Here is a 15210-nt window from a genome sequence, read left to right on the forward strand (position 1 = left end):
CGCCCCAGCAGCGCGCATGAACGTTTCTCGTTGGTTGGGAGCGGGCGGCAAGCCGCCCCGATCAAATGCCCGTCAGCCGCTCGCGATATTTGTCGATGATCACGGCGAGGATGATGACAACGCCTGTTATCATCTGGCGCATGAAGTCGCTGAGCCCGAACAGGATGAGGCCGTTGGCCAGAACCCCGGTGATGCAGGCGCCGAGCAATGTGCCGATGACCGTGCCCCGGCCGCCGTTGAGACTGGTGCCGCCAATGATGACTGCCGCGATCGCATTGAGCTCGAAGCCGATGCCTATGATCGGGCTCGCGATGTTGAGGCGGGCCATGTAGACCATGGCGGCAATGCCGACGAGCGCGCCGGCGATGGTGAACGCCGCCACCTTGTAGAACATCAGCGAGTGGCCGGCGAGGCGCACGGCCTCCTCGTTGTTGCCGATGCCATAGAGCAGCCGGCCGAACACCGTCTTCGACAGCACGAACCAGGCGATCGCGACGAGCACCAGTGCGATCAGGAAGACCACGGGTATGCCGAGGATCATCTGCGAACCGAAGGCGTTGAAGCTCGGCGGGAAGGAATAGATCGTCCGCGCATCCGTCACCTGAAGTGCTGCGCCGCGCGCGATATTCAGCATGCCGAGCGTGACGATGAAGGAGGGCAGCCCCCAGAAGGCGCTGATCCAGCCATTGAGGAAGCCGCAGACCACGCCGGTGCCGACGGCCGCAAGGGTCGCAAGGGCTACTGCCTGAAACACAGAGAGATCGGGGATCGTCAGCACCGTGCCGCCGACGACGGCGCAGAAGGCGAGCATCGAGCCGACGGAAAGATCGATGCCGCCGATCAGGATGACGAAGGTCATGCCGACGGCGAGGATCAGGTTGATGGTGATCTGCGTCAGGATATTGGAGATGTTGTTGGGCGTCAGGAAATGCTCGGTGCTGACCGAGAAGAACACGATCAAAAGCAGCAGCGCCAGGCCGATACCGGCATCGCGCAGGAGCACCTTCGGCGACCAGCCCGTCAGCCGGCGCGTATCGGCGGTGTCGCTTGCTTGTGTCTTTTCGAGTGCTTGCATCTCAGTGCCTCGCCTGTTGCTGCTCGCCCTGGTAGGCATATTGCAGGATACGTTCTTCGGAGAATTCCGGCCGCGACAGTTCGCCGACGACGCGGTGCTGCGACATCACCAGGATGCGGTCCGACAGCGTCATCAGCTCCGGCAGTTCGGAGGAGACGACCAGCAGCGCCAGGCCACGCTCGGCGAACTGGCGGATCAGCGCATAGATTTCAGCCTTCGCGCCGACGTCGACGCCGCGCGTCGGTTCGTCGAGCAAAAGCACTTTCGGATTGCGCGCCAGCCACTTGGCGAGCACCACCTTCTGCTGGTTGCCGCCGGAAAGGGTCGCGGCATTCCTGCCCGGCCCGCCATATTTCAGCTTGAGCTCGGCACCGAGCCGCTCCGTCACCGCGATCTCGGCCTTCCTGTCGAGGATGCCGGCGCGCGACACGTCCGAGAGAGACGCGAGCGTGACATTGGCGGCGATCGGCATGTTGAGGATCAACCCCTCTTCCTTCCTGTCCTCGGTGACGAAACCGATGCCGGCATTGATCGCCTCGCGCGGCGAGCGGAAGGAAACGGGCGCACCCTCAAGACGAAGCGCGCCGGAGAGCGGTGGCTCGGCAGCGGCGATCGCGCGCAAGAGCTCGGTGCGCCCCGAACCGACGAGACCGGCAATCCCGAGGATTTCGCCTTTGTGCAACTGAAGCGAGATGCCTTGGGCATGGGGCGATTGCGGATGGCGGAAGTTGACGAGCGACAGCGCTTCTTCGGGGCGCGCCAACGACACCATTTCGCTCGCCATCTGCTGTTGCAGCTTGCGGCCGACCATGGCGCGCACCAGTTCGTCCTGGTTGGTTTCGGCAATCGGCCGCGAGAACACCGTCTCGCCATTGCGCAGCACCGTCACTCGGTCGCAAATGCGGAAGACTTCGTCGAGGTGATGGGAAACGAAGATGATCGACACGCCGCGACTGCGAAGCTCGTTGATGATCTTGAACAGCCGCTCGGTCTCGCGCGACGTCAGCGTTGCCGTCGGTTCGTCCAGTATGAGGATGCGGCTTTCCGTCATCAGCGCTCTGGCAACTTCGACGAGCTGGCGATGGGCGATGCCGAGCCGCTCGACCGGCCAGCGCACGTCGATGTCGCTGAGTCCGATGGCGTCGAGCGCGGCACGCGCGCCGGCATGCATCTCCTGCAGCCTGACAACGCCAAGTGCATTGCGCGGCAGATGTTCGATGAAGATGTTTTCCGCCACTGAGAGATAGGGCAGCAGGTTGAATTCCTGGTGCACGACCTGGAGGCCGTTGGCCTTGGCCTCGCGCGGCGTCGTCGGCGCATAGAGCCGTCCGGCAAGGTTGATCGCGCCCTCGTCCGGACGGACGATGCCGCAGAGAACCTTGATCAGTGTCGATTTGCCGGCACCGTTCTCGCCGATCAGGCCATGCACTTCGCCTGGCTCAATAGAAAGGCTGACGCCGTTCAGCGCCTTGGTGCCGCCGAAGGCCTTCCTGACATCGTGCAGCTCCAGAACGGGCCGCGTCGAAATGTCAGCCGCATCCGCGCGCACTGATTCCGTGTTCATCATAATCTAGCCCTTTGAAACGCAGCAGTTCCGAACGGGAGCCAATCGCATCCCGCGTCCGCTGTTCCTGCCTAAGCCGCACCGGGCGACACCCGGTGCGGTAGAAGCAATCTCTGGGCTATTTCACGTCGTCCTTGGTCACGAGTTTGATGTCGGTCTTGACCCAGCCTTCAAGCTTGGGACCGCCGGCGACGACGGCGAGCGCCTTGTCGATCGCATTGGCCGCCATCTCCGAGCCGAACTGGTCGACGGTCGCGAGCAGCTTGCCGTCCTTCAGCATGGGCGCGACCGCTGGCACGTTGTCGAAGCCGACGACCTTGATGTCATTGCGGCCGACCGCATCGAGCGCCTTGACCACCCCGATCGCCATCGAATCGTTGGCCGCGAGCACACCCTGGATATCGGGATGCGCCGTCAGCATGGTGGAAAAGACGGCATTCGCCTCTTCCGTTTCCCAATGAGCCGTGCGGGAATCGAGAAGATCGAGCTTGCCGGCGGCGACCGCGTCTTCAAAACCGAGCTTGCGCTGCGCCGCATTGTCGGCGCCCGGGTTGCCTTCGAGGATCACGACCTTGCCGCCGGCGCCAAGGTCCTTGGCGAGCGCATCGCCGACCATCTTGGCGCCGCCGCGGTTGTCAGGACCGACGAAGGCGAGGTCGACACCCGCATCCTTCTTCGCCTGCTCGTCGAGCGAGACGTCGAAGTTGACGACGACGATGCCGGCGTCCATCGCCTTCTTCAGCGGCGCGACCATGGCGCGGGAGTCGGCTGGTGCGATGACGATCGCGTCGACGCCTTGGGTGATGAAGTTTTCGACGCCGTTCAATTGGCTCTCGAAATCCGTCTCGTTCTGCATGCCGATGGCTTTGAGCTCGTAGTCGCCCCGCTTCTTTGCATGCGCCTCTGCGCCTTCGAGCATGTTCTTGAAGAAGTCGTTGGCAAGCGACTTCATGACGAGGCCAACGACGGGTTTGTCGGCGGCCATCGCGATCGTCGGGAGCGCAGTGGCAACAGTGAGCGCGACGATAGATGCGAATCTTGAAAGCTTCATGGGTTCTCCTCCGGTGAAACGACGGTCCTCCAACCATCGATGAAACGTTTCATCAAGTGAATGCGAATGAACCGCTTCTGCCGCCAAGAAGAGCGAAACATCTCTCTGCTGTCAATATGAAACGTTTCATCGCGGTGAAATTTGTGCTGGAAGTCGCTATCTGTTGCCGGCATTCTCTGATTTAAAAGGAAGAAACCAGCCGCCACCCGATACCCCGGGGGCTTGCGATAACGCTTTGATCTGCTGCATGATTTCTAACCGCAGCCGATGCGGAAAATGGGACTGGAGCCGACCGTTTGAACCCGACGATTAAGGATGTTGCCCAGCGTGCCGGTGTCTCCGTGGGCACCGTTTCGCGCGTCCTTGCCAAGAACAAGACCGTCAGCGAAGACATCCGGAAGAAAGTGGAAGCAACGATTGAGGCAATCGGCTATCGCCCGAACATCCTCGGCCGCAGTCTCAGGCTCGCCAAAACCGACATCATCGGGCTCGTCGTGCCCGATATCACCAATCCCTTCTTCGCTGAGCTTGCCAAGCATGTCGAGATGCTTGCTTCGGCCGAGGGATATTCGGTCCTGCTTGCCAACACCCATGACGATCCGGAGGCCGAAAGGCAGCAGATCGAGACACTGCTCGGGCGCCTGCCCGCCGGTTTGATCCTTGTTCCCGTCAGCAACAGTCTCGTCGACGGACTTGTCGCCGGCACGCGGACGGTAACCGTCGACCGGCCCTTGAGCGGGCATGCACTCGTTGCCGTCGACAACAGGCAGGGCGGCTACCTCGCCGCCGATCATCTGCTCGCACTCGGGCATCGCCGGCTCGGCTACATCAGCGGACCGAGTTCGACCGAGGTGTCGGGCGAGCGCCGCGACGGCTTTAAGCAGCGACTCGAGGAATTCCGCACGACCCATCCAGGCGAATACGTCGCCCCGCAGGTCGTCGAAGGTCACTTCGACTACCGCTCGGGCGAAGAGCTCGGTAAGCAGATGCTGACACAAGCGGCAGCAACGCGCCCGACGGCGATCGCCACTGCGAGCGATCAGCAGGCGATCGGTCTTCTGCGCGCCGCCGGCGACATGGGCGTGCGCGTGCCGACCGATCTTTCGATCGTCGGCTTCGACGACATCCCGCTTGCCTCGCTGGTGCTGCCGCGCCTGACGACGATCCGCCAGCCGATCGACGAGATCGCTCGGCTGGCGCTGGACGGCGTGCTCGGCAGCCACGCGCTGCAGGAGGAATACAAGCTGCAGCCAGTCCTCATACGCCGCGGATCCTGCGCAGCGCCTGGGACGCCCTGACTGCGAGCCTGCCCAAGTGAGGCGCGAAAATTTCGCGCGATTTCCGCACCCGTCTCGCACCGGCTAACAGCCAAGCACCACCGCGCCTCCGGTGAGCCCGGCGCCCGCTGCCGTCAACAGCAGCTTCTCCCCGCGAGCGAACGGCCGATTTTTATGCGTCAGCGATAGTGACAGCGGGATCGTCGCGGCGGACGAGTTGCCGTAGTCCGCGATGATCCGTACGGTTCTTGCAGGCTCGATGGCAAGGCGATCGCAGACGGCGTCAAAGATCCGGGCATTGGCCTGATGCGGCACGAAGCGGCTGATCTCTTGGGGATTGCAGCCGGCGGCATCCATTGCGCGGACGGCACAGGCTGTCATCATCTCCACCGCCTGGGCGAACATCTCCCGCCCGTCGCGCATCGTCATCAGGAAATCCTCGGGCTGCAGGCCCGGTGAGAACGGTTGGCTGCTGCCGCCGGCTGCGATTGAGATCAGGTCGTAGCGGCTGCCGTCGGCGGCAAGGTCAACGCCAAGCAAACCGGTCTGCGGATCATCGGAAGGCGCGACGACAACAGCCCCGGCTGCATCAGCAAAGAGAACGGCGCTTGCTCTTTCCGCCGGATTGATGCGTCGGCTGAGGATGTTGGCCGCCACCACCAATACCGGTTTTCCCTGCGAACGGACAAAGCCGTCGGCAAACGTCAAAGCATAGAGGAACCCCGAGCACGCACCGGCCAGATCGATCGCGCCGGAACGGGTGAGCCCGAGCCGGTGGGCGAGCAAAGGTGCGGAAGGCGGCAGGAGATGATCGGGCGTGGAGGTCGCCAACAGGGTCAGTGCGACATCGCCCCGCGGCATGCCGGCATCCTCGAGCGCCGCCGCGCCGGCGCTCGACGCAAGTCCCGTCAATGTCTCGCCATCCTCGACCCAACGCCGCTCGCGAATGCCGGTACGACGCTCGATCCAGCCGGGATCGAGACCGAGCTTCGTTTCGATCTCGGCATTGGCAACGCGCCGTGCCGGCACGGCATGGCCGAAACCGACAACGCGAGATGACCGTGCGGCGCTCACAGCCGCCCTGCCGCGAAAAGCGATGCCGCCTCGTCGATCGCTCCAAAGGCCCGGTCGAGCTCATCGGCGGTCACGCAATAGGGTGGCATCAGATAGATGACATTGCCGAGCGGGCGTATCAGCAATCGCCGCTCGCGGAAGAAGGCCCTGAGCCGCGGGCCGATCTCGGAGAGATAGCCACCTGCTGGAACCTTGAGATCCAGCGCGGCAATCGTTCCGAGCTGGCGGGTATCGCTGAACCGGGGATCGTCGGCGAAGCGAGCGACATGCCGACGCTGCTGCTCCGTCAACGCGTCGATCCGTTCTCGCACAGGCTCTTCTTTCCAGACGGCGAGATTGGCGAGCGCTGCCGCGCAGGCGATAGGATTGGCCGTATAGGAACTCGAATGGAAGAACGTCTTGCGTCGATCTGTCGAGAGATGCGCCTCGAAGATCTCGGCCGTGCAGAGTGTCGCCGCCAAGGGCAGCGCGCCACCGGTCAGTCCCTTCGAGGTGCAAAGAATATCGGGCGTGATGCCAGCCTGCTCGCAGGCAAACAGCCTGCCCGTCCTTCCCCACCCGGTCATCACCTCGTCGGCGATCAACAGGCTGCCGTGCCGTTCGGCGATCCGTTTCAACTCGGCAAGCACGGAAGGCTCGTAGGTTTTCATACCGCCCGCACCGAGGAGCAGTGGTTCGATTAACAGGGCCGCAACCTCGCCGGTGGCACAGGCCGCCTCGAAGGCATCGAGCGTCGTCTGCTCTTGATCCAGCTCCGGAAACGGTAGCCGATCGACGGCGAAGAGCAACGGCGCGTAAGGCGCATTGAAGACGCCCCTTTCCCCCGCCGACATCGTGCCGATCGTATCGCCATGATAGCCATGTTCGAGCACGCAGATACGGTTTCGCGGCCGGCCGAGATTGTGGAAGAAACCAAGTGCCATCTTCAGCGCGACTTCGACCGCGGTCGAGCCGCTGTCGGAGTAGAACACATGGGCGAGCCCGGGTGGCGCGATCTCGATCAGCCCTCTCGCCAGGTCTTCCGCCGGCGCGTGGGTGTATTCAGCGAAGATGATCTGATCATGGGTCTCCGTGGCCATGCGAATCGCTTCCATGATGGCGGGATGCCGGTGGCCGTGGGTGATGACCCACCAGGACGAAATCGCATCGAGGATCGCCGCCCCGTGTTCGTCGATGAGATAGGCGCCCTCGGTCCGGACGACGCGTCGCATCGCCGGCTCCAATGCATGCTGGGTGAAGGGATACCAGACGGTGGAATTTCTCATGCCGGCACCTCCAGCAAATCGTCGACGTTGAAATTCTCGCGAAACGCCTGCCGCAGCCGTTCCGGCGTCAACGGGTCGAGCCGCGGCAGCCGCCCAAGCCGTCGAACCTCCCCCAGTTCCGCGATGATCGCCTCGCTATCCGCCTGCTCGTCGCCGATGAAGGCGACACCCAGGACCGGGATCGCACGGCTTCGGAGCGCATCGAGCGACAGCAGCGTGTGATTGATCGTGCCGAGCCCGGTGCGGGCACAGAGAATGACCGGGATTTGCCAGCGCGCGAACACATCGGCAAATACGCTCCGCTCGGTGAGAGGCACCAGAAGCCCGCCTGCCCCCTCGATGACGAGCGGGCGGTCGACCTTGGGCGGCAAGAGATGTTCAGGTCGGATCGACACGCCATCGATCCGCGCCGACAGATGTGGAGAAGCCGGTGTCCTCAGCCGATAGGTCTCAGGCAGGATGCGCTCGGGCAGGATCCGACCGAGCCGCGCTACAGCCTCGCTGTCGGTTTCTTCATCGAGTCCCGACTGCACCGGCTTCCAGTAGCAACCGCAAAGCGCGTCGGTCAGCGCCGCGGAGAATATCGTCTTGCCGATGCCGGTATCCGTGCCGGTAACGACGAAACGGGGCATCATGACCGCTCCTCCGCCATCGCCACTTTCAAGCGCTCCAACATGCGCGCGATGACCGGCCGGTCGACATTCAACGTGATCGCGATCCGAAGCCGCGCCGTCCCTTCGGGAACAGTCGGTGGACGGATCGCCCTGATATCAAAACCCTCGGCGCGCATCCGCGCCGCAATCCGCACGGCGCGACCGTTGTCGCCGATCAGGACGGGCTGGATCTGCGAGCCGCTGCCTTCGACGCCGAGGGTTTCGGCAAGCGCCCGATTGGCGAAGGTCCGGAGATCATCGAACGCTGCCCGGCGCTGCGGCTCATCCGCCAGTGTCACAAGCGCCTCGCGCACGGCGGCAGCGATCAGCGGCGATGGCGCCGTGGAATAGATGAAATTGCGGGCACGGTTGACAAGATAGTCGCAAAGCACGGCGTTTGCGCCAACGAGGGCGCCGGAAACGCCGAGCGCCTTGCCGCAGGTATGGAGCACAACGAGATTCCGTCGGCCTTCCAATTCCTCGGCCAGACCACGGCCGTCGGGTCCGAAAACGCCGGTCGCATGCGCTTCGTCGACCACCAGAAAACCATCATGCCGCGCGGCCAGTGCAGCGAGATCCGCAAGCGGCGCCCGGTCGCCATCCATGGAATAGAGGCTTTCAACGGCAATCCACGGATGTCCCATGCCGCCGCGCTTTCGCCAAGTGCCGATCGCATCGGCGAAGGCGTCGACGTCGTTGTGCTTGACCGCAACCGCGCCGGCCCTGCTTGCGGCGATACCCTCATGGGCACTCGCATGGATCAGGCTATCGTGGACGATGATGTCGTCGCGCTGCGGCAGCGTCGAAAACAAGGCGGCATTGGCCGCATAACCGCTGCCGAAGAGTAGCGTTCGCTCCACGCCAAAGAACGCTGCCGCCTCCGCCTCCAGCGCCTCATGTTCCGCATGGTTGCCGCGCAACAGCCGCGAACCGCCGGACCCGACCGGCAGGCCGCGGTCGATCGCTGAGGCAATTGCGGCCTTCAGCCGCGGCGATCCGGCGAGCGCCAGATAGTCGTTGGAGGTGAAGTCAACGCCACCAACCGCGACAAGCTCGCGCCGACGCCCTTTGCGTTCAAGGCCGTGAAGCGTCTTCTCGTAGCGGTGGAGCAAGCCCGCGGTCATTCGGCCGCTTCCGGTTCTGCCGTAGGCGCCATCGGCTTCAGCCCGAGGCGGCGGAAGAGTGCCGCATCGTGATCCTCGCCCGGGTTGTCGGCGGTCAGCAGCGTTTCGCCGACGAAGATCGAATTGGCGCCGGCGAAGAAACAGAGTGCCTGCATCTCGTCGCTCATGTCGGTGCGGCCGGCTGAAAGGCGGACGTGAGACGCGGGCATGAGTATGCGGGCGAGTGCGATGGTGCGGACGAAATCGATCGGATCGACGGGCGCCGCATCGGCAAGCTTCGAGCCTGGGATCGGAATCAGCATGTTGATCGGCACGCTTTCGGGGGGCACCGGCAGATTGGCGAGCGTCACCAACATCGAGATCCGATCGTCAGCCGTCTCGCCCATGCCGAGAATGCCGCCGGCGCAGACCTTGATGCCGGCCTCGCGGACGTTTGCCAACGTTTCCAGCCGGTCGGCAAAGCTGCGGGTGGTGATGATCTCGCCGTAGAAGCGCTCCGACGTATCGACATTGTGGTTGTAGTAATCGAGCCCGGCATCTGCGAGCCGCCCGGATTGTTCCGGCGTCAGCATGCCAAGCGTCATGCAGGTCTCTATGCCGAGCGACCGGACGCCGCGGACCATGGCGACGATCGCCTCCATGTCGCGCTCCTTCGGGCTGCGCCAGGCGGCGCCCATGCAATAGCGCGTCGCGCCGCCATCCCTCGCTTTCCGTGCCTCTGCAAGAACCCGTTCGACTTCCATCAGTTTCGACGCTTTCAGCCCCGTCGGGTAGTGCGCCGACTGGCTGCAATAGCCGCAGTCTTCGGCACAGCCGCCGGTCTTGATCGAGAGCAGGCGGCTCATCTGGATGGCATTGGGGTCGAACTGGGCGCGGTGAACGGACTGCGCACGATACAGAAGGTCGTTGAACGGCAAATTATAGATTTTTTGCGCGTCGGCCAGATTCCAACCGGTTTTGGCGGGTTTGGTGGCTCCCGAGGTCGGCTCGGTCGATCTGTTTGTATCCAGCATGTTCGTTCACTTCCCTGTTTGCGGCAAAGCAAAATAGATAGAATCCATTATTATCTATAATTTTCACGGGCACCGCATCAAGCAACCACCCAAAAGGAGAGCGCACTCTGCTACTTCAATCATAGCGTGCTTTCATATGATTCAACGGATGCGGCGAGAAGGGCAAATGCCGCAACTCTCCGCCTTGGCGGCATCAGCTGATGGCAATGAGAGCAGCCGCCAAATGCCCAGATTTGCGGACCTTGCGCCTCGCACCATCCGCAGATCTCCCGACCGATGCCCGCTACGGACACCGCCGAGCCGCAAGAACACATGCCTCTTCAATTTTTATAGATAATTTTCAACCGAAGAACCGCACGCGAGGTACACGCCGGCAGCCCTTGACAAAATCCGCTCCAGCCGCTCAGTTTGAAGCATTCACCAGGGGTGTCCCGACAAGGGGCTGAGATTCTGCTAGGCGACTTCCGCGGCGCAGTGACCCGTTGAACCTGATCCAGTTCATACTGGCGTAGGGACGGTGCAGACATCGCTGCCGCATTCGCGTTCGCGCGAGCAGATCTCGGCAAGGCGTCCTTCCCTCTCTTCCGGTCCGAACTGGGTCTCCAACAATGGAGCCTCGGCAATGCGTATCTTCATCGCGATTCTGCTTCCTTCAGACCGACGTTCGGCTCGCCGTAGCTGGGCGCATTGACCGTGCGCGTCCTGATCAAAGGCACCGGCGTCGTCGGGCTGACCTTGGCACATGAGCTGATCGGCCGTGGCGTCGAGGTGGCCGTTGCCGAGCGGCAGCCGGACTTCGGCGGGGCGGCGTCGTGGTTTGCCGGCGGCATGCTGGCGCCCTGGTGCGAACGCGAGAGCGCCGAGGAAACGGTGCTGACGCGCGGCATCGGCGCCATCGACTGGTGGGACCGTGCGCTTCCGGGCGAAGTGTCACGCAACGGCACCCTCGTCGTCGCTCCGCCGCGAGACGTCGGCGAACTCAAACGCTTCGCTTCGCGCACGTCCGACTTCGAATGGCTCGACGGAGAAGCGATCGCGAGACTGGAGCCGGCGCTTGCCGGTCGCTTCCGAGAGGCGTTGTTCTTCCCCGGCGAGGCGCATCTCGACCCGCGCCGGGCGCTTGTCTTGCTGCGGCAAAAGCTCGTCGAGAACGGCGTCGCCTTCATCGGCGAGGCGGATAGTAGCAGCGACAGCGATCTGATCGCCGACTGTAGCGGCGCTTCGCGGATCGGCGCCATCGCCGGCCTGCGCGGCGTGCGCGGCGAGATGCTCTATCTGCAGACCGGCGAAGTGGAATTGTCGCGGCCAGTCCGTCTCATCCACCCGCGCATCCCGCTCTACATCGTACCGCGCGGCAATGGTCTGTTCATGTGCGGCGCGACCATGATCGAAACCGACGACGGCGGTCCGATTGCCGCCCGTTCGCTGATGGAATTGCTGAACGCTGCCTATGCGCTTCACCCCGCCTTCGGCGAGGCGCGCCTTCTCGAAACCGGCACCGGCGTCCGGCCGGCCTTTGCCGACAATCTGCCGCGCGTCATGCGCGCCGGAAACACCATCACGCTCAACGGGCTCTATCGCCACGGCTTCCTGCTTTCACCGGCCTTGGCCGAGGAAGCGGCGAACCTTGCCCTTGCCCAGAACCTGAAGGGAGACGCCGCATGAAATTGACCGTCAACGGCGAGGATCACGACCTCACAGTCACGACCCTTGCCGAACTCCTGGCCGCACTCGACTTCGAAGGGGATTGGCTTGCCACCGCCGTCAACGGCGAGCTGGTGCACCGAGCCGACCGCTCGGCCCATTCCCTCAGCGATCGCGACCGGATCGAAATTCTCTCGCCGATGAAAGGAGGCTGAGACGTGCTGACGCTTTATGGACAGGAACTGCGTTCCCGCCTGCTTCTGGGCACCGCCCGCTACCCCTCGCCTGCCGCGCTCGAAGACGCGGTTCGTTCGTCGGCGACCGAGATTGTCACGGTTTCGCTGCGCCGCGAAACCGCCGGCGGCCGTCAGGGCGGCGCTTTCTTCGAACTGATCCGGTCGCTCGGCGTGCACGTGCTGCCCAACACCGCCGGCTGCCACTCGGTGTCGGAGGCGGTGCTGACCGCCAAGATGGCGCGCGAGGTCTTCGGCACCAACTGGATCAAGCTCGAAGTCATCGGCCATCAGGATACGCTTCAGCCCGATGTCTTCGGGCTGGTCGAAGCAGCACGCATCCTTTGCGCCGAAGGCTTCGAGGTCTTCCCCTACACCACCGACGACCTCGTGGTCGGCGAGCACCTCGTCGAGGCCGGATGCAAGGTGCTGATGCCCTGGTGCGCGCCGATCGGCAGCGCCATGGGGCCACAGAACATCCCGGCGCTGCGCGCCATGCGGGCCCATTTTCCGGATATGCCGCTGATCGTCGATGCCGGCATCGGCCGGCCCTCACACGCAACGACAGTGATGGAACTCGGCTTCGACGCGGTTCTGCTCAACACCGCCGTCGCCGGGGCAACGAAACCGGCCCTCATGGCCTCCGCCTTCGCCCGGGCTATCGAAGCCGGACGCGACGCCTTCGAGGCCGGCATGCTCGAACCGCGCGATTTTGCCGTTCCCTCCACGCCCGTCATCGGAAAGGCGGTGTTCGCGTGAAACTCGACCCCTTCTACCTCATCGTCGATAGTGCCCAATGGATCGGGCGGCTGGTGCCGCTCGGCGTGAAACTGGTGCAGCTTCGCGTCAAGGACCGTCCGGAAGCAGAGCTTCGCGATGAGATCCGCGCGGCCAAGGCGATCTGTGACCGTCATGGGTGCCAGCTCGTCGTCAACGATTACTGGCGCCTCGCAATCGACGAGGGCTGCGATTTCGTCCATCTCGGCCAGGAGGATCTCGCGGATGCGGATCTTGCCGCAATCCGCTCTTCCGGCGTGAAGCTCGGCCTCAGCACCCACGACGAGAGGGAGCTGGAGACGGCGCTTGCCGCCAAACCCGACTATGTCGCGCTCGGACCGATCTATCCGACGATCCTCAAGCAGATGAAATGGGATCCGCAGGGGCTGCCGCGCCTCTCCGCCTGGCGGGAGCGCGTCACGCCGCTGCCGCTCGTTGCGATCGGCGGCCTCAATATCGACCGGATTGCCGGCGTCTTCGAGCATGGCGCCGACAGCGCCGCGGTCGTCACCGATATCACGCTGAATGCCGATCCAGAGGGGCGGACGCGGGAGTGGATTGCACGCACGGCGCCGTGGCGCTGATCGAGGGAAACAGCGGGATCACCTGACGCCGTGGCTCTGCCTCAGGCAATCGCCAGTTCTGAAAGCCAGGCCGAACCCAGGCCGTGCTTGTCGCAATAGGCGGTAAGCCGGTCGCGGGTTTTGCCGGGCCGGTCGAGACCGAGAAAGCGGGAAGCGTTCCTCCAGAGGATATTCTGCTGGTGCTCGTCGCTGACGCTGGCGAGCGTCAGTTGCTCGACTATTCTCGAAACATAGGCGTTGTAGTCCTTCTCCAGCGCCATCATCGACCAGTCGGTGCCGAACATGAGATGGCGGGCGTCCGGGTCGTAATCATCAAGCCATTCGTCCAACAGCTGCCGGATCTTCGTGTGAAGATTCTTGTCGTCGCTGCTGACCAGTTCGCTGAGATAGCTCAGATCCGCAAACAGGTTCGGGCGACGCTCGTGATCGATCGTCCTGCCGATGATCTCTTCCCAGGTCGGCGGCCCGGAAAACTTGTCCTGGGCACAGGAGACCATCACGCCTGTCGGCGCCCCCGGGCGCAGGATTTCGTCGAAGGCGCCGAAATGCGCGAGATTGATCCGCAGCTTATCGTACTGGTTCGTGTCGAGCAGCTTCTTCCAATAGGCGGGGCTTGCAAGATTGCCGTAGCCGCAGCCGGCCCCGATGCTGTTTTCCGCATGGGCCATGATCGGCACATCGTTGTCGCGACACCAGGCGTAGAGCCGCTTCAGCGCGCCATCGATCGCCGGATCCGCATTGCCCCATGCCTTGAAGCCCATCGGCGGGTAGATTTTGACACCGATGAAGCCCTTTTCCGTGATCGCGTACTGGACGTTTGCCAGCGATGAACCCGGCCTTTGCGCTTCCCGATGCGGATCGAAGCCGACGAAGCTGTGCATGCGGATGCCGTGCTTCCTGGTGACGATCTGCTGGACCTCGTCCATGACGTCGATCTGGTCGCGCTGTGGCGATGATGTCCCGTGAAGCGATTTATCGAAGTCCAGGATGCTCGGCGTGATCAGAGAGAGCCGACATTTGGAAGCGAAGATCTTGACATAGGCTTCCGCCAGGTTTTCCCGGTAGTCCTGCATCAGCCGGACGAAGGAAAGATAGGTTCCGATCTGGTCGTGCGCCTTTGCGGCGGTGGCGACGGTATCGACATCCGCTTCACTCACGCCGCCGCCCGAACGCCGCTGGAATGTCTGGGGCAGATCGGGAGTTCCGCCGAGCTGGCGCAGCAAACCGTCATAGTCAGGGGATTCGCCAAGACTGCGCCTCGAAAACGTCGATCGTTGCTCGCCTGCGCGCGCGATCAGATCCCTTACCGCGACGCGCAATTGCTCGTCCTTGCGCCGCGCGAGCTCGGCGTCGGAAAGGCGCCGAGCGCCTTTTTTCAGAACAGCAAGTTCATGTTTGGCTTTGGGCGCGACATCGCCAAGCGCTGTCACGAGAAAGACCACCAGGGCATTTTCCAGCCCCTTCGCCTCCTCAGCGTTCGCGGAGAGCCTTTTCTCCGGCATCTTCTCCCGCAGCGCCACGTAGCGAACCAGGCCATCCACCGGCACATCCGCCGCGTTGAAGAAATGGCAATGGACGTCGATGATCGGGTGACTGAGACTGCAGGCGCCGGGCAAAGGCAGATGCCGGCATCCGGAAAGCACATTTGCAAGCACGCCCGCCGAAACCAGCCGCAAGACATCGCGGCGCGTCACGGCGGCAACCGGACCAGCCCAGTCGACCTCCATTGTCCCCTCCTGTTGCGAGACCCCCTCGAACAATCGGGCAAACATTACTCCGTCCGAAAGCCGCGCGAAACAGATATTTACTTGCCGTTACTGGGGTCCCGTAGATCAGCGTGAGTCGACTTTCAGTCAGACGGGAGGCGTGTTACTCT

The 15210-nt window shown here is 63.3% G+C and carries 14 protein-coding genes and 1 riboswitch; of the genes, 5 read left to right on the forward strand and 9 right to left on the reverse strand.

The genetic code is table 11. From position 1 onward, the window contains the following. Window positions 1-61: 61 nt before the first annotated feature. The 3 genes from ACTJKE_RS05025 to ACTJKE_RS05035 all read right to left on the reverse strand — a co-directional run bounded on the left by ACTJKE_RS05025 (window position 62) and on the right by ACTJKE_RS05035 (window position 3690). A complete protein-coding gene (locus ACTJKE_RS05025; RefSeq protein WP_057251881.1) occupies window positions 62-1075 on the reverse strand; it encodes an ABC transporter permease in 1014 nt (337 codons plus the stop codon). Window position 1076: 1 nt separating this feature from the next. After that, window positions 1077-2639 carry a sugar ABC transporter ATP-binding protein gene (locus ACTJKE_RS05030; RefSeq protein ID WP_058329843.1) on the reverse strand — a complete coding sequence of 521 codons (1563 nt, stop codon included), beginning with the start codon at window positions 2637-2639 and terminating at the stop codon, window positions 1077-1079. 118 nt (window positions 2640-2757) lie between these two features. After that, a complete protein-coding gene (locus tag ACTJKE_RS05035; protein WP_057251882.1) occupies window positions 2758-3690 on the reverse strand; it encodes a sugar ABC transporter substrate-binding protein in 933 nt (310 codons plus the stop codon). A gap of 296 nt (window positions 3691-3986) precedes the next feature. On the opposite strand from ACTJKE_RS05035, the gene ACTJKE_RS05040 reads away from it, so the two are divergent. Beyond that, the gene (locus tag ACTJKE_RS05040; protein ID WP_058329721.1) at window positions 3987-4988 is read left to right on the forward strand and encodes a LacI family DNA-binding transcriptional regulator; all 1002 of its coding nucleotides are present in this window, start codon (window positions 3987-3989) and stop codon (window positions 4986-4988) included. 63 nt (window positions 4989-5051) lie between these two features. On the opposite strand, the gene ACTJKE_RS05045 is transcribed toward ACTJKE_RS05040, so the two are convergent. The 5 genes from ACTJKE_RS05045 to bioB are packed head-to-tail and all read right to left on the reverse strand — an operon-like array spanning window position 5052 to window position 10096. Then, on the reverse strand, window positions 5052-6041 hold the full coding sequence (locus ACTJKE_RS05045; RefSeq protein WP_058329720.1) for a beta-ketoacyl-ACP synthase III: 990 nt from the start codon (window positions 6039-6041) through the stop codon (window positions 5052-5054). Continuing rightward, a complete protein-coding gene (locus tag ACTJKE_RS05050) occupies window positions 6038-7306 on the reverse strand; it encodes an adenosylmethionine--8-amino-7-oxononanoate transaminase (protein WP_058329719.1) in 1269 nt (422 codons plus the stop codon). The genes ACTJKE_RS05045 and ACTJKE_RS05050 overlap by 4 nt, the downstream gene beginning before the upstream one ends. Then, window positions 7303-7941, reverse strand: a complete 639-nt coding sequence (bioD, locus tag ACTJKE_RS05055; RefSeq protein ID WP_058329718.1) for a dethiobiotin synthase — start codon at window positions 7939-7941, stop codon at window positions 7303-7305. Before bioD ends, ACTJKE_RS05050 begins: the two co-directional genes overlap by 4 nt. Then, entirely contained in the window at window positions 7938-9083 is a 1146-nt protein-coding gene (locus tag ACTJKE_RS05060; RefSeq protein WP_440635580.1) for an 8-amino-7-oxononanoate synthase, read from the reverse strand. Before ACTJKE_RS05060 ends, bioD begins: the two co-directional genes overlap by 4 nt. After that, entirely contained in the window at window positions 9080-10096 is a 1017-nt protein-coding gene (gene bioB / locus ACTJKE_RS05065; RefSeq protein ID WP_058329717.1) for a biotin synthase BioB, read from the reverse strand. Before bioB ends, ACTJKE_RS05060 begins: the two co-directional genes overlap by 4 nt. A gap of 412 nt (window positions 10097-10508) precedes the next feature. Further along, window positions 10509-10629: riboswitch (TPP riboswitch) on the forward strand. Window positions 10630-10789: 160 nt separating this feature from the next. On the opposite strand from bioB, the gene thiO reads away from it, so the two are divergent. Genes thiO through ACTJKE_RS05085 form a run of 4 tightly spaced genes read left to right on the forward strand, consistent with a single transcriptional unit; the run spans window position 10790 to window position 13334 of the window. After that, entirely contained in the window at window positions 10790-11761 is a 972-nt protein-coding gene (thiO, locus tag ACTJKE_RS05070) for a glycine oxidase ThiO (RefSeq protein WP_440691403.1), read from the forward strand. After that, complete coding sequence (thiS, locus tag ACTJKE_RS05075; RefSeq protein WP_057251890.1) at window positions 11758-11955, forward strand: sulfur carrier protein ThiS; 198 nt, start codon at window positions 11758-11760, stop codon at window positions 11953-11955. Before thiO ends, thiS begins: the two co-directional genes overlap by 4 nt. 3 nt (window positions 11956-11958) lie before the next feature. Then, a complete protein-coding gene (locus ACTJKE_RS05080) occupies window positions 11959-12732 on the forward strand; it encodes a thiazole synthase (protein ID WP_058329716.1) in 774 nt (257 codons plus the stop codon). Further along, window positions 12729-13334 (forward strand): thiamine phosphate synthase, encoded by a 606-nt coding sequence (locus tag ACTJKE_RS05085; RefSeq protein WP_058322828.1) that lies wholly within the window; start codon window positions 12729-12731, stop codon window positions 13332-13334. The genes ACTJKE_RS05080 and ACTJKE_RS05085 overlap by 4 nt, the downstream gene beginning before the upstream one ends. Window positions 13335-13375: 41 nt before the next feature. Here ACTJKE_RS05085 and ACTJKE_RS05090 read toward each other — a convergent pair whose 3' ends face one another. Continuing rightward, window positions 13376-15061, reverse strand: coding sequence for an amidohydrolase family protein (locus ACTJKE_RS05090; protein WP_113511442.1), 1686 nt, complete (start codon window positions 15059-15061; stop codon window positions 13376-13378). Window positions 15062-15210: the final 149 nt, after the last annotated feature.

This window comes from Ensifer sp. 22521 (assembly GCF_052044795.1).
Lineage (GTDB): Bacteria > Pseudomonadota > Alphaproteobacteria > Rhizobiales > Rhizobiaceae > Ensifer.

Coding starts and splice junctions, on each gene's coding strand:
- ACTJKE_RS05050 (WP_058329719.1), bottom strand. CDS start 7,306: ATGAGAAATTCCACCGTCTGGTATCCCTTCACCCAGCATGCATTGGAG.
- thiS (WP_057251890.1), top strand. CDS start 11,758: ATGAAATTGACCGTCAACGGCGAGGATCACGACCTCACAGTCACGACC.
- bioD (WP_058329718.1), bottom strand. CDS start 7,941: ATGATGCCCCGTTTCGTCGTTACCGGCACGGATACCGGCATCGGCAAG.
- bioB (WP_058329717.1), bottom strand. CDS start 10,096: ATGCTGGATACAAACAGATCGACCGAGCCGACCTCGGGAGCCACCAAA.
- ACTJKE_RS05025 (WP_057251881.1), bottom strand. CDS start 1,075: ATGCAAGCACTCGAAAAGACACAAGCAAGCGACACCGCCGATACGCGC.
- ACTJKE_RS05060 (WP_440635580.1), bottom strand. CDS start 9,083: ATGACCGCGGGCTTGCTCCACCGCTACGAGAAGACGCTTCACGGCCTT.
- ACTJKE_RS05030 (WP_058329843.1), bottom strand. CDS start 2,639: ATGAACACGGAATCAGTGCGCGCGGATGCGGCTGACATTTCGACGCGG.
- ACTJKE_RS05035 (WP_057251882.1), bottom strand. CDS start 3,690: ATGAAGCTTTCAAGATTCGCATCTATCGTCGCGCTCACTGTTGCCACT.
- ACTJKE_RS05090 (WP_113511442.1), bottom strand. CDS start 15,061: ATGGAGGTCGACTGGGCTGGTCCGGTTGCCGCCGTGACGCGCCGCGAT.